Origin of the sequence: Paraburkholderia sp. FT54, assembly GCF_031585635.1 — a bacterium.
In the GTDB taxonomy this organism is placed as follows: domain Bacteria; phylum Pseudomonadota; class Gammaproteobacteria; order Burkholderiales; family Burkholderiaceae; genus Paraburkholderia.
On the sequence record NZ_CP134196.1, the window covers coordinates 1,582,613 to 1,605,196 of the forward strand.

The 22,584-nt window shown below is 61.8% G+C and carries 18 protein-coding genes; 4 read left to right on the forward strand and 14 right to left on the reverse strand.

All coding sequences use genetic code 11. The features are described 5' to 3' along the window. Positions 1-24 precede the first annotated feature (24 nt). The 4 genes from RI103_RS26635 to RI103_RS26650 are packed head-to-tail and all read right to left on the reverse strand — an operon-like array spanning position 25 to position 5,281. A complete protein-coding gene (locus tag RI103_RS26635; RefSeq protein WP_310815435.1) occupies positions 25-681 on the reverse strand; it encodes a sarcosine oxidase subunit gamma in 657 nt (218 codons plus the stop codon). Then, a complete protein-coding gene (locus RI103_RS26640) occupies positions 671-3,673 on the reverse strand; it encodes a sarcosine oxidase subunit alpha family protein (protein ID WP_310815437.1) in 3,003 nt (1,000 codons plus the stop codon). Before RI103_RS26640 ends, RI103_RS26635 begins: the two co-directional genes overlap by 11 nt. Then, positions 3,670-4,008, reverse strand: coding sequence for a sarcosine oxidase subunit delta (locus RI103_RS26645; protein WP_310815438.1), 339 nt, complete (start codon positions 4,006-4,008; stop codon positions 3,670-3,672). The genes RI103_RS26640 and RI103_RS26645 overlap by 4 nt, the downstream gene beginning before the upstream one ends. Before the next feature lie 28 nt (positions 4,009-4,036). Beyond that, entirely contained in the window at positions 4,037-5,281 is a 1,245-nt protein-coding gene (locus tag RI103_RS26650; RefSeq protein ID WP_310815439.1) for a sarcosine oxidase subunit beta family protein, read from the reverse strand. Positions 5,282-5,743: 462 nt separating this feature from the next. Between RI103_RS26650 and RI103_RS26655 the strand changes: the two genes are divergently transcribed. Next, positions 5,744-6,826 carry a GlxA family transcriptional regulator gene (locus RI103_RS26655; protein ID WP_310815440.1) on the forward strand — a complete coding sequence of 361 codons (1,083 nt, stop codon included), beginning with the start codon at positions 5,744-5,746 and terminating at the stop codon, positions 6,824-6,826. A gap of 129 nt (positions 6,827-6,955) precedes the next feature. Here RI103_RS26655 and RI103_RS26660 read toward each other — a convergent pair whose 3' ends face one another. The 6 genes from RI103_RS26660 to RI103_RS26685 all read right to left on the reverse strand — a co-directional run bounded on the left by RI103_RS26660 (position 6,956) and on the right by RI103_RS26685 (position 14,862). Next, entirely contained in the window at positions 6,956-7,387 is a 432-nt protein-coding gene (locus RI103_RS26660; protein ID WP_310815441.1) for a hypothetical protein, read from the reverse strand. Between the two features lie 363 nt (positions 7,388-7,750). Then, positions 7,751-8,266, reverse strand: coding sequence for a hypothetical protein (locus RI103_RS26665; RefSeq protein WP_310815443.1), 516 nt, complete (start codon positions 8,264-8,266; stop codon positions 7,751-7,753). Next, a complete protein-coding gene (locus tag RI103_RS26670) occupies positions 8,263-10,728 on the reverse strand; it encodes a DUF6531 domain-containing protein (RefSeq protein ID WP_310815444.1) in 2,466 nt (821 codons plus the stop codon). Before RI103_RS26670 ends, RI103_RS26665 begins: the two co-directional genes overlap by 4 nt. 371 nt (positions 10,729-11,099) lie before the next feature. Then, entirely contained in the window at positions 11,100-12,230 is a 1,131-nt protein-coding gene (locus tag RI103_RS26675; RefSeq protein ID WP_310815446.1) for a VIT1/CCC1 transporter family protein, read from the reverse strand. 130 nt (positions 12,231-12,360) lie between these two features. Then, positions 12,361-13,656: an MFS transporter gene (locus RI103_RS26680; protein WP_310815447.1), complete on the reverse strand. Its 1,296-nt coding sequence runs from the start codon at positions 13,654-13,656 to the stop codon at positions 12,361-12,363. A gap of 93 nt (positions 13,657-13,749) precedes the next feature. After that, positions 13,750-14,862, reverse strand: coding sequence for a tartrate dehydrogenase (locus tag RI103_RS26685; protein ID WP_310815448.1), 1,113 nt, complete (start codon positions 14,860-14,862; stop codon positions 13,750-13,752). Between the two features lie 113 nt (positions 14,863-14,975). Between RI103_RS26685 and RI103_RS26690 the strand changes: the two genes are divergently transcribed. Further along, the gene (locus RI103_RS26690; protein ID WP_310815450.1) at positions 14,976-15,887 is read left to right on the forward strand and encodes a LysR family transcriptional regulator; all 912 of its coding nucleotides are present in this window, start codon (positions 14,976-14,978) and stop codon (positions 15,885-15,887) included. A gap of 112 nt (positions 15,888-15,999) precedes the next feature. Here the strand turns inward: RI103_RS26690 and RI103_RS26695 are convergent, their stop codons facing one another. The 3 genes from RI103_RS26695 to RI103_RS26705 all read right to left on the reverse strand — a co-directional run bounded on the left by RI103_RS26695 (position 16,000) and on the right by RI103_RS26705 (position 19,042). Continuing rightward, complete coding sequence (locus RI103_RS26695; protein ID WP_310815452.1) at positions 16,000-16,314, reverse strand: hypothetical protein; 315 nt, start codon at positions 16,312-16,314, stop codon at positions 16,000-16,002. A gap of 161 nt (positions 16,315-16,475) precedes the next feature. Beyond that, complete coding sequence (locus RI103_RS26700; RefSeq protein WP_310815453.1) at positions 16,476-18,173, reverse strand: long-chain fatty acid--CoA ligase; 1,698 nt, start codon at positions 18,171-18,173, stop codon at positions 16,476-16,478. 95 nt (positions 18,174-18,268) lie between these two features. Beyond that, a complete protein-coding gene (locus RI103_RS26705) occupies positions 18,269-19,042 on the reverse strand; it encodes an SDR family oxidoreductase (RefSeq protein WP_310815454.1) in 774 nt (257 codons plus the stop codon). A gap of 268 nt (positions 19,043-19,310) precedes the next feature. Here RI103_RS26705 and RI103_RS26710 point away from each other — a divergent pair, with 268 nt between their 5' ends. Next, on the forward strand, positions 19,311-21,116 hold the full coding sequence (locus RI103_RS26710; protein WP_310815455.1) for an acyl-CoA dehydrogenase: 1,806 nt from the start codon (positions 19,311-19,313) through the stop codon (positions 21,114-21,116). A 283-nt stretch (positions 21,117-21,399) separates the two neighbouring features. Next, entirely contained in the window at positions 21,400-21,759 is a 360-nt protein-coding gene (locus tag RI103_RS26715; protein WP_310818586.1) for a BON domain-containing protein, read from the forward strand. 126 nt (positions 21,760-21,885) lie between these two features. Here the strand turns inward: RI103_RS26715 and RI103_RS26720 are convergent, their stop codons facing one another. After that, entirely contained in the window at positions 21,886-22,455 is a 570-nt protein-coding gene (locus RI103_RS26720; RefSeq protein ID WP_310815456.1) for an XRE family transcriptional regulator, read from the reverse strand. Positions 22,456-22,584 lie beyond the last annotated feature (129 nt).

The following is a 22,584-nucleotide window of genomic DNA, read 5'->3' on the forward strand; positions in this document are numbered from 1 at the left end:
TTGAACGAGACCGCTCGCCGCGCCTTACGACATCAGCGGCTCGGCCGCGTCGAGCATGATCTTGACGAAGTAGTCCGCAAAGCTGCGGCGCACGACAATGTCGAAACTGTTCGCGCCGGTGGGCAGCAACGTCATCGATGCCTTGAAGTAGTGGCTCTGCGCGCACTGCCCTTCGCCAAATAGTTTGGGATGCAGATCGAGTGGACAACCGCGCGACAGCACCTCACGTGTGTGCGTGCCGCTGATTTCGAGCACCGTGTAGCCGCTGCCGATATCCACCGCCGACGCGAACACGCCCACGAACGCGGCGCCGAGTTTCGCCTGCAATGGGGCCGTTCGCGTCGCGTCGTGCGTGGTGGCCGAGCGCACCAGCCACTCATCCGGGCCGAGCCATATCACGTCGTAGCCGTTGCCGCGCGCCACCGTGTTCGCCTTCTCAGGCGGACGGCAGCCGATCACGCTCTCCACGGCCCGCACGAACGCCGCGTCACGCGTATCGCCGCGCATGTTGACCAGCTCCAGAAACGGCCGCTCACCCAATCTGAACGCCGCGGATGCCGTCGCCTGATGCTTCTTTAGCAGCCCATGCGCGCCCACCAGGGGCGACTCCTGCCACACGCCCATTTGCTTGCCGACAGCATGATTCACGACCGACGCCGTCCCCTTGGTTTCATTCCACATGTTGACGTGCTCCTTCGCTGTCGTAGAACACCGAACTGGTGATCTTCGCTGCAATCTGTTTGTCGCTCGCGAGCGGAATCGTGACCGTCTCGCCAATCTTGTCGAGACCGCCCTTCACGACCGCCATCGCGATGGAGCGCTTCAGGATCGGACTGTAGTAGCTCGACGTGACGTGGCCGAGCATCGGCGCCGTGTCGCCCTGGAATGGACCCGCGACGATCTGCGAACCCTCGGGTATTACGAACGACGGATCGTCCGCGAGCAGGCCGACCAGTTGCTTGCGCCCAGCCTTCGCGGTGTCCGGGCGGGTCAGCGAACGCTTGCCGAGAAAGTCCTTCGACTTCGCCACCAGCCCGCCCATGCCGAGGTCGTACGGCGTCATCGAACCGTCCGTATCCTGGCCGACGATGATGTAGCCCTTCTCTGCGCGCAGCACGTGCATCGTTTCGGTGCCGTACGGCGTGATGTCGAACTGCGCGCCCGCGGCCATCAGCGCTTCCCACACCGCGCGCCCGACATTGGCCGGCACGTTCACTTCATAGGCGAGTTCGCCCGAGAAGCTGATGCGCATCACACGCGATGCGGCGCCCACCACCGTGCCTTCGCGATAGCTCATGAACGGGAACGCGGCGTTCGCGAAGTCGATGTCCTGGCAGACCTTCTGCAGCACCTTGCGGCTGTTCGGACCGACCACGGCGAAGGTGGCCCAATGATCCGTCACCGAGGCGAGCCGCACGCGCATGTCCGGCCATTCGGTTTGCAGCCAGCGTTCGAGCCACGTGAGCACGCGCGCCGCGCCGCCGGTGGTGGTCGTCATCATGTAGTGCTGGTCGGCGAGGCGCACCGTGACGCCGTCGTCGAAAATCATGCCGTTTTCGTCGAGCATCAGGCCGTAACGGCACTTGCCGACTTTCAGCTTGCTCCACGGATTCGTGTAGACCCAGTTCAGCAGCTTGGCCGAATCAGGGCCCTGAATGTCGATCTTGCCAAGCGTCGAGGCGTCGAGAATGCCGACGCTCGTGCGCACCGCGAGCGATTCGCGCGCCACTGCCGCGGGCATGTCTTCGCCCGCTTTCGGGTAGTACCACGGACGCTTCCAGTTGCCCACGTCCTCGAAAGCCGCGCCGTTTTCCACGTGCCATTCGTGCACCGCCGTCTTGCGCACGGGATCGAGAAACTCGCCCAGCTCGCGGCCGGCAAACGTGCCGAAGGTAACGGGCGTGTAGTTCGGCCGGAACGTCGTCGTGCCGGTTTCGGGAATCGTCTTGCCGAGCGCCTGCGCGAGAATCGCCATGCCGTTGATGTTGCCGAGCTTGCCCTGGTCGGTGCCGAAACCCATCGCCGTATAGCGTTTCACGTGTTCGACCGATTCGAAGCCCTCGCGCGCTGCGAGAAAGATATCCGCGGCCGACACGTCGTTCTGGAAATCGACGAACTGCTTCGGCCCACGCGTAGCCAATTCGCGGCCGCCGACCAGCCACAGCGGCTGCATCTTCGCTTCCGTGATTTCCGCCACCTGTACCGAATTCGGCCGCGCGACGATGAAGCCCGCCGCGCGCACCGCCTCGACGCCGGCATCGACGGCGAAACGGATGCCCTGGCCCAACGTGAAGTCGCCAGCACAGGCGCCGACACTCGTCTCCGCCTGCATCGCCTTGCCCGGCACGAAGCAGGCCTTCTCGTCATGCCAGTGCGCCTTGCCACCCGATTGCGCGAACAGATGCAGCACCGGGCTCCAGCCACCGGACATCGCCAGCAGATCGCAGGAGAGTTCAGTCTGCTTCGCACCGACCTGTCCGTTCGAATACGGCGCCACGTCCACCGACGCCACGCGCAGTTTGCCGTGCGCCGCCGTGATCACGACGCCGTTCATCACCTTGACGCCGTAGCGCCGTGCGAGCGCGGGCAGCGTGCCCTTCGATTCGCTCGCGCGCGGATCGACCACCGTCACCTGGGCGCCAACCGCTTTCAGATCGAGTGCGCACTGATAGCCGTCGTCGCTATTGGTGAACACCACAGCATTGCGGCCCGGCAGCACCGCATAGCGATGCAGATACGTCGACACGGCCGACGCCAGCATCACGCCCGGCAGATCGTTGTTGCCAAACACGATGGGCCGCTCATGCGCGCCGGTCGCGAGAATCACGCGTTTCGCTCGGATCTTCCACATCAGTTCGCGCGTGCCCTTGCGTTGCGACACCGGCAGATGCTCGGTGAGGCGTTGCGTCACCGTCACGAGGTTGTGGTCCTGATAGCCGAATGCCGTGCTGCGGCACAGGATCTTCACGTCGGGCATCTGCCGCAGCTCGTCTTCGATTTTCCGCACCCATTGCAGCGCGGGCTTGCCGTCGATCTCCGCGCGGCGCGACAGCAGCGAGCCGCCGAGTTCCGGCTGATCGTCGATCAGCGTCACGCGGGCGCCGGACAACGCGGCGGCGTGCGCGGCCGCGAGACCGGTCGGGCCGCCGCCCACCACCAGCACGTCGCAATGCGCAAAGCACTTGTCGTAGCGGTCCGCGTCGGCGTGTTCCGGCGCCTTGCCGAGACCGGCCGCGTCGCGGATCACTTCTTCGTACTTCGGCCAGAATTTGCGCGGCCACATGAAGGTCTTGTAGTAGAAGCCCGCCGGAATGAAGCGCGCGAACTTCTGGTTGATCGCCATGCGGTCTTTCTCGATGCTCGGCTTCGCGTTCACGCTGCTGGCAACGAGCCCTTGGTACAGCTCGATTTCGGTCGCTCGCGCGTTCGGCACCGTGTACGCGCCGGTTTCGAGTTGCACGACGGCGTTCGGCTCCTCCACGCCAGCCGTCACGATGCCGCGCGGCCGATGGTATTTCCAGCTACGCGCGACAAAATGCTCGCCGTTCGCGAGCAGCGCCGAAGCCAGCGTGTCGCCTTGATACCCCTGGTACTGGCGGCCGTTGAAGGTGAACGTCAGCGGCATTGCGCGATTGATGCGGCCGCCGTTGGGGAGTCGGTCTTTCTGGCTCATGATGCGTTGCCCTCTTGTGCTTTGTTCTGCGCCTGGTCTTGTGCCTCAGCTTCGTTGCCGTCCATGGCAAGGAGCGGTCGCTCGAACGTCTCGTAGCCCTGAATTTCGTAGCTCACCGTGTCGCGCTGCGCCTTGAACCAGCGGCGGCAGCCTTGCGTATGCAGCCATTGCTCGCGATGCACGCCGCGCGGGTTCTTGCGCATGAACAGGTAGTCGCCCCATTCCTTGTCGGTGAGTTTGTCGGTGTCGAGCGGACGGGCAAGGTCCGCTTCGCCGCCGCAGGAAAATTCGGTTTCGGCGCGTGGCCCGCACCACGGGCATTCGATCAGTAGCATCTGGTTTTCCTCGTCGCAATGCGTGGTGTTAATGGGCGACAGCGGCGGCGCCGTGTTCGTCGATCAGGTGGCCGGTATAGAAACGTTCCAGCGAGAACGGCGCGTTCAACGGATGCGGCTCGTCCTTCGCAATGGTGTGCGCATAAGCCCAACCCGAACCCGGCGTTGCCTTGAAGCCGCCCGTGCCCCAGCCGCAGTTGAAATAAAGCCCCTTCACATCAGTCTTGCTGATGATCGGGCATGCGTCCGGCGACACATCCACGATGCCGCCCCACTGGCGGTTCATCCGCACCCGCGAGAACACCGGGAACATTTCCACGATCGCTTCGAGGGTGCCTTCGATAATCTGAAAACTACCGCGCTGACCAAACCCCGTGTACTGGTCGACGCCCGCGCCGATCACCAGATCGCCCTTGTCGGACTGGCTGATATATGCGTGCACCGCGTTCGACATGACCACCGTGTTGACCACCGGCTTGATCGGCTCCGAGACCAAAGCCTGCAACGGATGGCTCTCCAGCGGCAACCGCACGCCGGCCATGTCGGCGAGCGACGAGGTATTGCCCGCCGCCACGATCGCGACTTTCTTCGCCTTGATGAAACCCTTCGTGGTGTCCACGCCGATCACCTGACTGCCATTGCGGCGGATGCCCGTGACCTGGCAGTTCTGCACGATATCGACGCCGGCCTGATCGGCGCCGCGCGCGAAACCCCAGGCCACCGCATCGTGACGCGCTACACCGCCGCGCCGCTGAATCGACGCGCCAAGTACCGGGTAGCGGCTATTCAGATTGATGGTCGGCTCGATTTCCTTGATCTGCGCGGGCGTGAGAAATTCGGCGTCCACGCCGTTCAGCCGGTTCGCATTCACGCGACGCTCGGTGTCGCGCACGTCCTGCAACGTGTGCGCGAGGTTCATCACGCCGCGCTGGCTGAACATCACGTTGTAGTTCAGGTCTTGCGAGAGCCCTTCCCACAGTTTCATCGCTTTTTCGTAGAGCGCGGCCGACTCGTCCCACAAGTAGTTCGAGCGCACGATGGTCGTATTGCGCGCCGTATTGCCGCCGCCGATCCAACCCTTCTCCAGCACGGCGACATTGCGCACGCCGTGTTCCCTGGCGAGGTAATAGGCCGTGGCAAGCCCATGCCCACCGCCGCCGACGATCACGACGTCGTACTCACGTTTGGGCTCGGGGCTCTTCCATTGTCGCTCCCAGTTCTCGTGATACGACATCCCGTTGCGCAACAGGCTGAATATCGAATAGCGGCTCATCGTGGGTCCTTGTTGGTGCTGTCTTTACTGGTGTTTCGCATTGGCTGAAAGCGGAATCAACACTCGATGACGTTCACGGCCGATCCGCCGCGCGACGTCTCCTTGTATTTCGTCTTCATGTCGGCGCCGGTCTCGCGCATCGTGAATCGGGCAGATTGCGTTGCCTTGTGCGTTGCGATGCCTTGGGTGGGAATTGCCTCTATTGCACCGCACGTCAATTTGAATCGATAGAATAAAAACGGCATGACAGTGGGATAGTGGCGTCAAACCGCGCGCGGGCAAAGGGCTACGGCGTATTTACGAAGACTTCTGACGCATTTGCGACAGGCGCCTGGCTTGCGGCTGGCGATGCTGATGACGCTGGGCGCGCACCGCCGCTTATGCCGCCGGCACGCGCGGACGCGGTAGCCGCCATCCCCGATGCTATGCTTGAACCAACCCTTTTCCCAGCTGGCCGCATGCATGAATTCCGCTGAACCGCTTCCCCTTCAATCGATCGACGGCACCACGAAGCAGCGCATCCGCTTCGGCATCATCCTGCTGCCGAACTTCACGCTGACGGCGTTTTCGGGTTTCGTCGACCTGCTGCGCCTGTCCGCGGATGAAGGCGATTTCAGCAAGCCCGTGCGCTGTTCGTGGAGCGTGCTAGGGGAAACCCTCGCTCCGGTGCGGGCGAGTTGCGGCATCCAGATCACACCGTGGGAGACGTTCGACAGCGCCGAGCCGTTCGATTACGTCGTGGTGGTGGGCGGCCTGCTGCATTCCGGGCCCGCCGCGAACGATGCGACGCTTGCCTTCATCCGCCGCTCCGCCGCCACCGATGCGACGCTCGTCGGCATGTGCACGGGCGTGTTCTCGCTGATGCGCGCGGGCGTGCTCGAAGGTCATCGTATATGCGTGAGCTGGTTTCACTACTGGGATTTCATCGAGCGCTTTCCGTCGGTCAATGAGGAAGCGCTGGTCGCCGACCGGCTGTTCGTGATCGACCGCCGGCGCATTACGTGTTCCGGCGGACGCGCGTCGATCGACGTGGCCGCCGCGATACTGTTGCGCCACTTCGAAACCGCCACGGTGCAGAAGGCGCTGCGTATTTTGCTGGTCGATGATATGCAGAAAGGCAATGCGCCGCAGCCTCATCCGCCGGGACTCGCGCCTGCCGCGCATCCGAAGGTCAAGCGGGCCATTCTGCTGATGGAGCAGCACGTAGGGCGTTCTTTATCGCTTGATGAACTGGCGCGCAAGCTTGATCTCTCACCACGTCAGTTGGAACGGCTCTTCAAGGCGCAGACTGGCAAGGCGCCGCAGGCCTACGCGAAGCAGGTGCGCTTGCGCACCGCCGCGTGGTTGCTGACGAGTTCGGATAAGACGGTGGCGGACATTGCGTCGAGCTGCGGGTTTTCCGATGCATCGCACATGGGCCGCGAATTCCGCAAGCAATTTGGCGTGCCGCCCATGATGTATCGCGAGCAGCGCGGCACGGCGGCTGAAGCGGAAGACAGTGGGGACTATGACGAGACGTTTCCGGGGCGGGCGCGGGCGATTTGAGGGTGGTGACGGACCTGCCAAGACTTTGCCAGCCACGGTTCCGGTGGAAGCGTGTCCGGACCTGTTGACCGGGACACGCGCGCCACTACCGCAACCACACGTCACAACGACGGTGGTAAATCAGAAAACTCAACCCGGATTCTCGTAAAACCCGAAACGTTGCTGAGCAAATTCCATGACATCCGAAGGACCACCGAGAACGCCCGTTCCGCCGTCCCATCCTCGATCCGCATAGAAGAACCATTCTCCCGATATGGGCAAGACTGCATACTGCTCCGAATAAAAACCGATCGCATCAGCCGGACTGTCGCCAGGGTCCCTCATCAGAATTTCGAAAAAATCGTCGTCGGTATGTTGTGCTTCGACTATGCATCCCGGGTATTTTCCAAAATGGTGATTGAAGTAGTTGAACGGATCGGGGTTGATCACGATTACAGCAAACTTACCTATTCCATCGAACGCCGCAACGCTCCGGATAAGGTCGCGAAAAATTTGCGTGCCAAGGTTAGAAGAGTCGAAGTGCAATAACTCCGAGGCCGGAGTGACGGCGACTTGTTCCATACACTCGCCTGCACGCCGCCAAAGCGGCGTGAATATCTCTCGGTCACTGATATAGTCAATGTTACTCATTAGCTGCCCAAGCGGATTTTGACAGTTGCGCCTTTCGAACCCGTAGGGAAATAGTCCGCCATCGGCTGACCTCGGCTCGACTGATCGCGAACACCATAGCGGTCTCCATTTTTAGTGATAATGTCCATCGTGCGGTCCCTACAAAGCGTCTGCCTCCAGATGCCATTGCGCAAGTTTGTTTCAAAGATCGCCGGCGAGTGATCTTGCATAGGCTCGGGCGGCAAACGCGGCATGCGGAAACGACGCAAACTGTTACGTCGTTTCCGCTCTGCCGACTTCCCGATCTAACGCAAGCTATTCGACGATTCTGAACCCTTCGCCAGGTTGGAGAAAAAAAGGATAAAAGCTACGGGCAAACTCAATGATATTAGGCGGCCCCGTAAGCACGCCCATTTCCCATTTTCTGTCCGCGTACATGAACCATGTTCCAGGTGTCGGGAGAACCGCATAACGCTCAGAATTCGCCCATAAACAATCTGCCGGGCTGTCGCCTGGGTCCTCTTGCCAGGATTCAAAAAAATCGTCATCCGATTGCTCCGCACGATGCACAAAGCCAGGGTACTTGTGAAAGTGGAAATTAAAATAGCTGAAAGGATCCGGCTTCAGCACCAAGGTGACAAAATCGCCCGCACCTTCGAAGGCCAGCAACGCTCGTACAAGTTCAAAAAATTTCTGTGTCGATATATCAACAGAATCAAAATAGAGTAGCTCGGCTGGTGAGGCTGAAGCCAACTCCTGCACGCGCCGATTCGCACGTTCCCAGAGTGGATAAAAGGTCGCCGAATCGGAGATGAAGTCTGGTTTGGTCATAGTGGAAGCCGTATCTTAATGGTCCCTCGTGGTGCGCCAGCTGGCACAAATTCAGCGGTCGGATATCCAGAGTTCGATTCGTTCCTGACTGTGTAGCGTGCACCATCTTTGGTAAAGATGTCGGCCTTTCCGTCTTTGCTCAGCGTCTGCACGTAGCCACTTTCTACCAGATTAGCTTCGAACTCCGCTTTCTCAACGTCAGTCCTGATGTTGCGGATGCTATTGCCTGCCGTGATATCCTCATACTCCGATATGATCCGCCCCGGCGGAATCCCATCCACCTCCGTCTCCGCGGCGGGCTTGCACATCTGCTTGATGCGATCCCAGTTCTCCGCTGCTTTCCTCGCGCCCTGCCCGATGCCATTGCGAACGACCGGGTTCTGCAACAACCGGTACACCATCGCGATACCGCGTATCGTTCCGTCGATCAGTCCGACCGAAAAATGACAGCCACTGCAAACGGTCGACATGCCCAGGAAGTTGCCCCCCAGCAGTTGTCGCGCGCCTTGGAGATTCGCAGGCGGCCCCACCGGCGAGTCACCATAGTTATAGTTATCGATCCATTGATTGGTCTCTTCGCTGGAGATCGGAATGTCCGTGCCATCGTTCAAATCGAGAGCGCTGCCGTCCTTGGCAACCGTACCCGTACGCGATGCAACCTGCCCGTCTGGCGAATAACCGAACCTGGCCTTGAAAACGCGTCGAATTCCGCCGTTCGCCGGACTCGCGTATTCATTGAACTTGAAGTTCTCGATGCGTCCCCGCCGGTCGTAACGCAGGTAGAAATCGCCCGTGGGGTTATAGCCCACGGTGACGCGGTGGGCGGCATCGCGCGAGATAAACTCCGTGACCTGGAGATCGTCGCCAAGCGTGACAATGTTGAACGCATTGCCCGTTGCATCACGGTTGACTTTCCACTGCGCAACTGCCTTTCCGTCCGCCAGTTGCATTACAAACGCAAGCCGGTTGTTGGCGTCGTGGGTCATGCCGTACGCGGTCGTTACCCCAGCTGCCTTCGTTGCATCGAAAGCGCTGGAGCCGGTCGCGTCAGTAGTCGGCGTCTCACTTATCCCTGTGACATTGCCGTTCGCGTCGTACACGAAAGACTGGATCAACCTTGGCGATGCGATCATCGACGGACGCAGACTGGTTGCGTCGTAATAACGGATCGTCGTTATGGATGTGCCGCCCGCACTCTTCACCGTCGCCCGAACCGGGCGCCCGGTATCGTCATAGCTGTATTCGGACGTGCCACCGCTGGCGTCCGTGTCTTTCAGCAAATTGCCTGACGCATCCCACCCCGAGTTCGTATTGCCTGCGGCCGAGGCGCTCCCGGTCGGCCGGAGCATGCCGCCGATCGACGACAGACTCAGCGTGGTGGAACCTTTGCTACCGGTGACAACCGTCGAGCCCGCGTTATACGCCAACTGCACGTTCTGTACAGCATTGGGATGACTGACTGCCACCGCGCGACCTTGAGCATCGTAGCTCCACGTCGCAACGCGATTGCCCGACTCGTCGATCTCGCCGGTCAATGCGTTCCTGAACCGCGTGTCGTCGTAGACGTAGCGGCGCATGTATCCATCCGGCCACGTGACCGAAACAAGATTGCTATTCGCGTCGTATCCGTACTGGGTCAGACCACCTAGCGGAACATCGAGACGCGACAGACGACGCTTATCGTCGTAGTCGAGCCGAAGCGTGATGTCCTTGCTGGCATCCGTGCCTTCGGCGTGCTGTGTAACAGTGGTCAGCAGACCGGAGCCGTCATAGCTCAGCGTGCGCACAAAGCCTGTCTTTGTGCGTTCGGTCAGCAGCACACCCTGACCGGAATACGATTCGACAGTTTCCGTATTCAGGTCGGTGAGAGTCCATCCCGAGCCGCTCTGCACCAGCGTCAGACCGGTGAAGGCCTTTGTTCGCCAGCTACCAGCGGACCAAACGAAAATAGTGGGCTCGCCATTCTCCCGATACGCCAGCACCGTTGATGTGCTGCCATTATTGGCATTCGCCAGTCCCAGGCTACGCTGCCAACTATGGAACCAGACCGGCCCCATCGCCGTCGCGGACGCCGCCAGTGACTTTGAACGGTACGTCCGCTTGAAAAGCATCGGAATATCGTCACCGCTGACAAAATCGGCAACCGTCAACGTGACCGCTCCACTGCCTGGGAATATCGGGTCGGCAACCGGACACCTAGCCTCCGGCTGGTCATCCGCCGGTACCGCACACCACGCGTCTATAAGCGGCAAACTAACGCAGTTGTAGTACTGCATACCGCCCGGTACGCCGGCGTAAGCATCCCACCGACAGGTGGGCGAACCTGGCTTTGCGCCAGTGGCCGCCCACACCGCATTGCAATCAGCGGCGTTTGCGCCGAACGCCATCATGAGCAGGATGAATGCGGCCAGCAGGCGGGCCACCATCCCGGCCGGACTCTCTTTAATTCTGTTTCTTATCATGGTTGTCCCTATTGGTTGTACTTGATAAAGCCCAAGCACCCTAAAGGGACAGCGACAAATGAAATATCCGACAACTCCTAAAATTACGGAAACCTTGCATCGACTCTGACGCGAGTCGACAAACACTGAAGTCCGTCGTAGGAACTTCGAATTGCAACAGTCAGACGACAACAGACCGCACTACGGAAATGGCTGATTCGATGTCAACACGCGCGAATGTCTGTTGAGTGCCCAGTTGCAGGCACCAGAAGAGAACAAAGCGACGTTAGACGCATCCACGGGGAAGCGTCCTCTAGCCGCCTTCTACAAATCCAGCTTCAGCGCACACAACGACGCAACCCACAAATGAGATGCACTCACCAAAACGGCGTTCACGACACCGACACGCCCAGCAACCGCCCCACCCCGAACGTGAACGCAGCCGCGATCAGCCCGATCACGACCTGCCTTAGCGCGGAAAATCCCGCACTGCGGCCATTGAAAAGCGACGTGAACACGCCGATCGATGCGAGCGCCAGCATGCTGAGCGCCACGCACTGCACGATCGCGCTATACCCGTGCGTCCACAGAAACGGCATCACGGGGAAAATCGCACCCGCCGAGAAGAGGCAAAACGACACGCCCGCAGCAGACCACGGATTGCCGCCCAACTCCGCGGGATCGAGCCCGAGTTCCTCGCGAGTCAGTGTGTCGAGCGCCTTGCTCTTGTCGCGCATCATTTGCGAGGCGACCCGTTTGGCCTCGCGCTCGTCGAGACCTTTGGCGCGATAGATCAGCGCGAGTTCATGCTCTTCGGCTTCCGGCGACTCCTCGAGCTCCTGCGCCTCTCTCGCGATTTGAGTGCTGGCCAGTTCGCGGGCATTGGTCACCGAGAGCCATTCGCCCAGCGCCATCGAACACGCGCCGGCGATGAGCCCCGCAAGACCGGTCAGCAGAATCGCCTTGTTGCCGGTTCCCGCACCGGCCACGCCCATGATCAGGCAGAAGTTCGAGACGAGGCCGTCGTTGGCGCCGAGCACGGCGGCGCGCAAGTCGTTGCCCGCTCCCGCGCCCTTGTGCCACGACTCGGCCGCGGCGATCCGCGCGCCCGGCGACAGGCTCGTATCGCCGCCGCCATGAGCCAGCGCCCGAACCATCGCGGCGTGATGATGCTCGTCGGCCGACATATGGCCTGCGTCCGGCTGGCCCTGGTATTTGTTGCGATCGGCGTATTCCGCGGCCGCGAGCGTAGGCAGCACGAACCCCGCGCCGAACACGCGGACCAGTCCTTTCATCAAACGCGTTTTGACAGCCTGGCCGGTGCCCTTCGGCTGAAGCCCGTTGGCCCTCAGCTTGTCGGCCCAGACCTGCGCATGATCGCGCTCGGACCTGGCGAGGTCGCTGTAGACCTGCTTGCGCGTGTCGTCTTTCTCGACCCTGGCGAGCGTTTCGTACAGCGCGGCGCTGTGCAGTTCATCGGAGAGATTAGCCTTGTATCGTTTGACTTCGTGTCTGGATGCCATGGTGATGTGCCCGCATATCGAATCCACAGCGGCAAAGCGTAATCGATTCGGATATGGAACGCATCAAAGCCCTACAGCACGTCGTGAGCGAGAACGCCAACACTTCTCATCACCATTCGAGCGTGCCGGATCATTGCGCCGCGTGCGCGGCCCGATACCCTCGCCGACCGACTGCCAACGTCAGCAGAGCCGAAACCGCAAGACTTGCCGCCACCACATAGAGCCCGGCGGCATATCCGCCCGTCACGCTCTTTAGCCAGCCGATCGCGAACGGGCCGACGAAGCCGCCCAGATTGCCGATCGAATTGATCATGGCGATTCCGGCAGCCGCACCCGCGCCCGAGAGAAACGTGCTCGGCATTGCCCACAGCGGCGCCTTCGCCGCGCTGATGCCGACGTTCACCACGACCAGCGCCAGCACGACGCCGACCGCCGTGTCCGCGACGCCGGCCCAGCCGAGCCCGATGGCGGCCGCCACGCAGGGAATCACCACGTGCCAGGTGCGTTCGCCGCGACGGTCCGAATGACGCGCCCACACCACCATGCCGAGCACCGCCAGGACGGCCGGAATCGCATTCAATGCGCCCGTGCCGAGCGCGCTGAAGCCGAACTGCCGGATGATGAGCGGCGCCCACAAACCGAGCGTGTAGAGTCCAGCGGAGGTGCCGAAATAGATCATCGACATGATCCACACACGCGAGTCGCGCAGCGCGGCGAGCGCGCCCGCGGCATGGCCTGCCTGCGATTCGCGTCCCATCCGTTCTTCGCGCAAGGTGGCGATGAGCCACGCTTTTTCATCGGCGGCGAGCCAGCGGGCTTTGTCGGGTGAATCGGTGAGCGCTTTCAATACCGCGAAGCCGAGCAGCACGGCGGGAATTGCTTCGACGATGAAAAGCCACTGCCAGTCCTTCAGGCCGAACAACGCGGGCATCTGCATGATCGCGCCGGAAATCGGCGAGCCGATGGCCGTCGAGAGAGGCGCGGCCGCCATGAACGCGGCGGCCGCGACGGCGCGCTGACGGGCGGGAAACCACTGGCTCAGATACAGGATGATGCCGGGGAAGAAGCCGGCTTCGGCGACGCCGAGCACAAAGCGCAGCGTATAGAACGAAGTCGGCCCCGAGACGAATGCGGAGGCGGCCGACACCAGGCCCCACGTCACCATCACGCGTGCGATCCAGATGCGCGCGCCGACTTTGTTGAGGATGAGATTCGACGGCACCTCGAACAGAAAATAACCGAGAAAGAAAATGCCGCCGCCGAGCCCGAACATGGTCGGCGTCAGGCCGAGGTCCTTGTTCATGGTGATGGCCGCAAAGCCGACGTTCACACGGTCGAGAAAGCTGACAAAGTAAAGCAGCATCACAAAAGGCAGGATGCGCCAGGTCAGCTTGCGAACCACACGGGCTTGCAATTCGTCGTTCATACATGTCTCCACTCAAACTCTGCTTGACGCAGTGAGTTCGCCCGTGACGAGTTCGTCCGGGCGTTATGTTTTTTTTGTGACGCGCGCAGCGCCTCAGGCGGCCTTGACGCCGGCAACCGCTGCGGCCGACGTCGACGACCCACCGGCGAGAATCGCGCACACGGCATCGGTCACCTGCGCGGTCGTGGCCGTGCCGCCCAGGTCGCCCGTATGCAGCGACGGGTCCGCCGTGACGCGCTCGATTGCCGCCATCAATTGCTGTGCGGCGGCGTGCTCGCCGAGATGCTCCAGCATCATCACCACCGACCAGAAGGTGCCGACCGGATTCGCCAGGCCCTTGCCCATGATGTCGAACGCGGAACCGTGAATCGGCTCGAACATGGACGGATAGCGGCGTTCGGGGTCGAGATTGGCGGTCGGCGCAATGCCGAGACTGCCGGCCAGCGCCGCGGCCAGATCGCTGAGAATATCGGCGTGCAGGTTCGTGGCGACGATCGTGTCGAGCGTGGCGGGCCGGTTGACCATGCGCGCGGTGGCGGCGTCGACCAGTTCCTTGTCCCAGCGGACGTCCGGAAACTCCTTCGAGACCTGCACGGCGATCTCGTCCCACATGACCATGGCGTGGCGTTGCGCGTTGCTCTTGGTGATCACGGTCAGCAGCTTGCGGGGTCGCGATTGCGCAAGCCGGAACGCGAAACGCAGAATGCGTTCGACGCCCGCGCGGGTCATCATCGACACGTCGGTGGCGACTTCGATCGGATGACCCTGGTGAGCGCGGCCGCCGACGCCGGCATATTCCCCCTCCGAGTTCTCGCGCACGATCACCCAGTCGAGATCCTTCGGCCCGCAGCGCTTCAACGGCCCGTCGATGCCGGGCAGGATGCGCGTGGGACGCACGTTCGCGTACTGATCGAAGCCCTGGCAGATCTTCAGGCGCAGGCCCCAAAGCGTGACGTGATCGGGAATATGCGGGTCGCCCGCCGAGCCGAACAGAATCGCGTCTTTATGACGAATCGCATCCAGTCCGTCGGCCGGCATCATTACGCCATGCTCGCGGTAGTAGTCGCCGCCCCAGTCGAAATTCTCGAACTCGAAACCGAAGTCGTCGCTGCGCGCCGCCATGGCCTCCAGAACGCGCTGGCCCGCCGGGACGACTTCCTTGCCGATGCCGTCGCCGGGAATGGTTGCGATGCGATAGGTTTTCATTGCGTGTCTCCTTGATGTTGAAAGCGTGGATTGCATCGTAGAACGGCCACCGCCCGGAAAAACGCTGCTAGACTCAAAACATCCTTAACTCCAGGTTAACAATAGGCCGACTCATGACCTCGTCGATCCAGCCGGACGATCTCGCTTTTTTCTCCACGCTCGCAGCGAGCGGCAGCCTGACGGCGGCTGCGCGCGAACTCGGCCTGAGCACGGCGGCCGTGAGCAAGCATCTGGCGCAGATGGAATCGCGGGCGGCCGTCTCGCTGGTCAACCGCACGACGCGGCGTATGAGCCTCACGCCGGAAGGTGAGCTATATCTGACGCGCGCGCGGCGCATTTTGAGCGAAATGGACGACCTCGCGCAGTTGCTCGGCGGCTCGCAGGCGGCGCCGAAGGGCCTGCTGCGCGTGAATGCGACGCTCGGTTTCGGCCGCAGCCACGTGGCCCCGATGATTTCGAAGTTCGTGCAGCGCTTTCCCGAGGTGGACGTGCAATTGCAGCTTTCGGTCGACCCGCCGCCGCTCAGCGACGACGCCTTCGACGTATGCGTGCGTTTCGGTGAACCGCCGGATGCCCGCGTGATCGCGCGCCGGGTTGCGTCGAACCGGCGCCTGCTGTGCGCCTCGCCGCGCTATCTTGCCGAGCGGCGGGCGCCGCGCGGTCCGGCGGAGTTGGCGCAGCACAATTGCATCGGCATTCGCCAGGGCGGCGACGCTTACGGCGTCTGGCGTCTGACCAGCGGACGCGGCGCCGCGGAAAAGACCGAGACGGTGCGCGTGCGTGGCAACCTCACCACCAACGACGGCGAAATCGCGGTGAAGTGGGCGCTGGACGGGCACGGCATTCTGATGCGCGCAGAATGGGATATCGCGGAGTATCTCGCCGACGGCCGCCTCGTCCACGTGCTGCCTGACTACCGCACGCCGGGCGCGGATATCTATGCAATGTACCCGCAGCAGTTACAGATGACGGCGCGGGTCAAGGCTTTCGTCGACATGCTGGTGGAGACGCTTGGCGCGCGTTGAGGGATTGAGCTGAATCAGGCTGCGGCGTTGGCTTACGTGAACGGGCCGGACGCTTTGATCCATACCGGCAGCCGCACAATACCTCAGTCCCGCCGCGCGGCTGCCTGCGCGATTACTGGCTCGCGCCTGTTCCGATGCCGGCCTTCTTCTGCGCTTTCTGCAGCTTGTCCGGATAGTTCGGATCATTCTGGCCCGGCTGGTAGCCCGCGTCTTCGAGCTTCTTCAACTCGGCATTCTTCTTCGCACGTGCTTGCTTGCGAGCCTCCTTACGCTCGGCTTTGGTCGGTTTCGCTGCGCTCGCCATGTCGGGCGCAGCCGTCATGGCGGCGTCGCTGGCGCCTTGTGCCGCGGCGAGCGGAATGCTGCCGGCCATCATGGCAGTGACGGCAAGTCCGAGCATGATCTGTTTAATGGCAAAGCTCTTCATTTTCAATATCCCCTCTCGAAAGTTGGCAATAGCATGCAAGCTTGTCTGCGCGTCCTTGTCGACCATCGCGAGCCGCGCACGATACTCGGTACGGATTCGCGCTCAAAGATTACAGGCAAACCATCAGAAGAGTATTTTCAGCGTCACGAGCGGGTGTTGCATCAGGCCGACGAATCTCCCGAGCCAGCCGTGCGCGCCGCATCCTCTTCCTGCAATTTCCGCCACAAGATCTTGCCGCTGCCCGACTTCGGCAACGACGCCACGAACTCGACGATGCGCGGGGCCTTGTAAGAGGCCATCTGCTCATGCGCCCAGTCGACGATCTCCTGCGCAGTAATCGTGCCTGCATGCGCAGCATCCGGCACCACCAGCGCCTTCACGGTCTCGCCGCGCTTCTCGTCCTGCACGCCGATCACGCAGACCTCGTGAATCGCCGGATGGCGGTACATCAGTGCCTCCACTTCGGCCGGCCATACCTTGTAACCGGAGGCGTTGATCATACGTTTGAGACGATCGGTCATGAAGAAATAACCGTCTTCGTCGATATGGCCGAGATCGCCGGTTCGCAGAAACCGCTTGCCGTCGAGTTCGACGAACGCTTCGGCCGTCGCCTTCGGATTGCCCCAGTAGCCCTGCATGACCTGCGGCGCGTGAGTGACGATCTCGCCGGTTTCGCCTTGTGGCAGTTCCCGCAGCGAGACCGGATCGATCACGCGCGAGTCGACGTCGAACACGGGAATGCCCAGGCACTGCGGCTTCGGACGATGCGGCGGATTGATGTGCGTGCCGGCAATCGTCTCCGTCATGCCGTAGCCTTCCACGTAATCGAGCCCGGTCAGCGCCTTGAGCTTTCTGGCGACCGCGTCCGGCATCGCCGCGCCGCCGCCGCGCGTGCCGGTGAGGCTCGACAGATCGTATTCGCCGAGCTTCGGGTTCGAGAGGAAATCGACCATCATCGTCGAGATGGACTGCCAGGCAGTGACGCGATATTTCTGTATGCATAGCGCGGCGGCCTCGCGGTCCCAGCGCGGCAACAGCACGATCGTCGCGCCGGAAAAGACCGCGCTGTTCATGCCGCCCTGCATGCCGGTCACGTGAAAGAGCGGCAGTACCGATAGATAGACGCCGTCCGGCGGCGACGAGAACCAGACACAGCCGCCGAGCGCCGTGCTCATCACGCTGCGGTGCGTATGCATGCAGCCCTTCGGCTTGCCGGTGGTGCCGGACGTATAAGGCATGACGCACAGATCGTCGGGACCGGTGGTAAGCGGCCCCGGCGCAATGCGCCGTTCGAGCACGTCCTGCCAGGGCGTGACGCCGGCAATCGCGAACGTCTTGCGCGGCGCGGCGACGAATTCAGGCACGCGAATCGGCGACGTCTGCTTCAGATAATCGCTATACGTCGCCACGATGGCGTGTTCGAGGCCCTTGCCAGGCCCGTTGCCGATCAACGGCTCGACGTTCGCGAACAGGCATTGCGGCGCGATGATCGTGGTCGCGCCGCTGTCCTCCACGTAATGCGCCAGCTCGGCGGTCATGTTCATCGGATTGACCGGCACCACCACCGCGTTCGCCCGCAGGATGCCGTAGTAAGCGATGATCCATTGCGGACTGTTCTGCATATACAGCAGCACGCGGTCGCCCGCCTTGACCTGGCATTCCTGCTGCAAAAAGCCCGCGATCCGTTCGGCTTCGTCCTTGAATTCGGCGAACGTGATCGCCGTGTCGTAGAAGATGATGAACGGCTTGTGGGGATAGCGCGCCGCCGAGACTTCCGCGTTATAGAAAAGATTGGTCTCGGGCAGCGTCAAATGCAGCGGCACCTGCGGCGGCCAATGCGGGTGATGGCGTTCGTTCATCAGCGTCTCCTGCTTTTACTGTCTTTTACTGTCGGTGCGCGTTGGGTTCCTGCCGCGCGCTTCGTTCACATCGCCGCGCCTGACGGGAATGACGCTCAGACGACGATCGCGCCGCCGTCCACCGCGAATTCCTGACCGGTGATGTGGCGCGACGCCTCGCTCGCGAGAAACACGATCGGGCCTTTGAGATCTTCGTCGCCGCCCAGACGCTGCAAGGGCGTGCGCGAGACGATCGTGTCTTCGAGTTTGTCGAGCAGGCCTGCCGACATCTTCGAAGGGAAAAAGCCCGGGCAAATCGCGTTGACGTTGATGTTGTACTTGCCCCACTCCGCGGCGAGCGCCCGCGTGAAATTGATCGCGGCCGCCTTGGACGTGTTGTACGCAATCGTGTTCATGCCGGGCGGCGAACCCTTCAGGCCCGCCACCGAAGCGATATTGACGATCTTGCCGGCACGCCGCGGGATCATGCTGCGTTTGCCCACTTCGCGCGCGAGAAAGAACGGCGCGTTGACGTTCAGGTTCATGACCTTGTGCCACGCTTCGTCGGGATAGTCTTCGGCGGGTGCGCCCCATGTCGCGCCCGCGTTGTTGACGAGAATATCGATGCGGCCATGCAGGCCCAACACTTCGTCGACGAGGCCGGGGATGCCTTCGAAGCGCTGCAGGTCGTTCACCACCGTTTGCACTTCGATGCCGAGCTGTTGCAGATGCGCCTTCGCTTCAGCGAGTTCGTCGGCCTTGCGCGCGGTGATCGCGACACGGCAGCCCATTTCGCCGAGCCCCTCGGCCATTTGCAGACCGAGGCCGCGCGAGCCGCCGGTGATGAGTGCCACCTTGCCGTCCAGTTGAAACAGGTCCTTCACAGACATTGCGTCGCTCCTCCAGATTTGTTCTGCTGTGCAGATCGGTATGCTGTGTTTTGCGACCATCATACGTGCCGAAATTCAGGCTGTAAATAAAAGCACGATCATTCACTTTCGTTATAAACTGGCACGCAGAATCGAGTGGTGGAGCATCGGGAATTACCCGAATAGCGCGCTTTCCACCGCGCCGTGCCGATACGTTCGAGAGCGTTTTTTACGCCTGTCTTACGTGGCTGTTTCCGCATTGCAGCTTACTTTTCACGGGTCTTCTCTCATGCAAGATGCGCTGATCATCAACTCACGCGATCTCGAGTTCCAGCTATTCGAAGTGCTCGAAGCAGAGACGCTCACACGCCGCGCACGTCATGCCGATCACAGCCGCGAGACCTTCAACGCCGCGCTCGAAACCGCGTACGCGGTCGCCGTCGAAAAGTTCGCGACGCACAACCGTCTCTCGGACGAACACGAACCGCAGTTCGACGGTCAGCGGGTCACCCTGCCCGCCGAGGTGAAGGACGCACTCGACGCGATGCGCGCCACCGGCTTTCTCGCCGCGGGCAAGGACTACGAATGGGGCGGCATGCAGTTGCCGTCGGTGATTTCGTTTGCGTGCCTGTCGCTCTTCAAGAGTGCGAACATTGCCACCGCGTCGTATGCCATGCTGACCACGGCGAACGCGAATGTGATCGAACGTTTCGGCAGCGAGGCGCAAAGGCGCAAGTATCTGCAAGCGCTCTTCGATGGCCGCGCGTTCGGCACCATGGCGTTGACGGAACCGCAGGCGGGTTCGAGCCTGTCCGATCTCGTCACGAGCGCCACACCCAATGCGAACGGCACCTATTCGATTCGCGGCAGCAAGATTTTCATTTCAGGCGGCGACCACGAATTGAGCGAGAACATCGTTCATCTGGTGCTGGCGCGTATTCCCGGCGGGCCGCCGGGCGTCAAGGGCATTTCGCTCTTCACCGTGCCGAAGTTCCACGTCAACGAAGACGGCAGCCTCGGCGCGCGCAACGACGTCTGCCTCGCGGGACTGATTCACAAGATGGGCTGGCGCGGCACGACGTCGACCATGCTGTCGTTCGGCGAACACGGTGAATGCATCGGTGAACTGGTGGGCGAACCGCATCACGGTCTCGCGTACATGTTCCATATGATGAACGAGGCGCGCATCGGCGTCGGTCTCGGCGCGGTCATGCTCGGTTATCGCGGCTATCTGGCTTCGCTCGATTACGCGCGCGAGCGGCCTCAAGGACGCCGTCCCGACAACAAGAATCCGCTCGACCCGCCCTTGCCGCTGATCGAACACGCCGACGTGCGCCGCATGCTGCTCGCACAAAAAGCCTATGTGGAAGGTGCTTATGCGTTGTGCCTGTACGCGGCACGCCTCGTCGACGAACAGAATACCGGCGAGAGCGAGGCCGCGCGGACCGAAGCCGGCCTGCTGCTCGATCTGCTGACACCCGTAGTGAAATCCTGGCCTTCCCAATGGTGTCTCGAAGCGAATAGCCTGGCGATCCAGATTCACGGCGGCTACGGCTATACGCGTGAATATCCGGTCGAGCAGTTCTATCGCGACAACCGGCTGAACATGATTCACGAAGGCACGCACGGCATTCAGGCGATCGATCTGCTCGGCCGCAAGGTGACGATGAAACATGGCGCCGCGCTCCAACAATTGGCGCGTGAGATCCAGCACACGATCGATGCAGCGCGCGAACGCCCGGCATTGCACGCACACGCCGATGCACTCGGCGAAGCATGGACCGATCTGACTGCCACGGTCGAGGCGTTGCTGCCCACGCTGGCCCATGACAGCGAACGCGCGCTCGCCAATGCAAACGCGTTTCTCGAAGCCTTCGGCCATATCGTGATTGCGTGGACGTGGCTGCGCCAGGCGAACGTCGCAAGCGCCGCGCTAACCGCATCGCATAGCGAAGCCGACGCGGACTTCTATCGCGGCAAGCTGCATGCGTGCCAGTGGTTCTTCCGCTGGGAACTGCCGCGAGTCACCTTGATGCTCGCCACGTTGCGCGCATTGGACGACACGACGCTCAGCATGGCGCCACAATGGTTCTAGCCGTTGGGCATTGAAGGACTCACAACCCGATATGTGGAACATCCTCGTCACAGGCGCGCAACGCAAACCGTCGCGACGATTGCCGGAACGGCTGCCAAGGCGGCGTTCCGGCCAGTTTTTCCAGCATGAGCGCTTCGGCTGGAGTATTGTTTAAGCGCGCCGGGAGCCTCGCGGCAACACTCTTCTACAAGACAGGGTGCTCCTCGTGGGCGGAAAGTGCTCGCAAGCGCGTGGTTTTTTGCATGCAACGAAGCGACATCAACTTTTCGAGGATGGAGAAAACGTGAAAACAGTCAATCTTTTGAAGGCGCTCGGCATCGCATTGTGTTTGGCAACGGCGGCCAGCGCCTATGCGCAGGCGAGCGACGCGATGGCGTCCGGCGACATGTCGGCGCCCAGTGCCAAAACGGTCAAGAAGACGGACCGCGCACTGGGTCTGCAAGTGCGCAAGGCTCTGGCGAAGGCGCAGGGTTTTGACGTGTCGAACGTGTTCGTCAAGGCCCGTGGCGGCGCGGTGACGATTACGGGATCGGTACCCGACGGCGCGCAGATTCCGCAGGCGGAGGAAGTGGCGAAGGGGGTGGCCGGCGTGAAGTCGGTGAACAATAAACTCACCATCGGCACGCAGGGCGGCGGAGGTTAAGCGCCTGCTTTCACCCGGTGACTTGCCGGTGACGACAGGCAACGCCGCTCGTCGCTCGATGCGAGCATGAGGCGTTGCCTGTCGTCCTGGTATTTGAAACGCTTATTGAAGCGCTCATTGAACCACTTACCGCCGAACGAGGCCGACCACGTAGCGGCACACGTCTTCGCCCGCATTGAAGAACTCACATTCGAGCGGCGCGCCAAGTTGGAGACAGTCCCCCGCTTCCAGCCGGTAAATCTGCTTGCCTTCGCGAAAGGTCAACACGCCCAGCGTCACCCAGAGCTGCTGATGCTGGAACACGAAAGCATCGGGCGGATACGGCACTTTCACGCCAGGCGGCAACTCGATCTCGAGCAATTCCAGCACGCCGCCCGTGGGTGGCGAGATTCGCCGGCGCGTGTAGCCGGTCTCGGGGTCTTGCCACACTGCCTGGTCCGCGTGCCGCACGAGCCGCTCACCGGTCTGCTCGGCCAGCGCCAGCAAGGTCGACAAGGTCAGGCCAAACGCGCCTGACAGACGCCCGAGCACCGTCGCCGTGGGGCTCGCCTCGCCCCGTTCGATCTTGCTGATCATCGCCTTCGACACACCCGAGCGTTCCGCCAGTTCGCTTAGCGACCAGTTGCGCGCCTCGCGCTCGGTCTTCACGCGCGAGGAGATCGCCTGGGTCAGATCGATGGCAGCGGATTCGGACATAAAAATTGGCGAGTTGAAAAAAATGAGGAATGCGGGCACCGCAAATTATATCGAGGCGGTCTGGGCGTCCACGCCCGCCTTGCCTTGCCCCGCCTTGCCGCCCATTAAAGGCCGAAATCAATGTCTTGC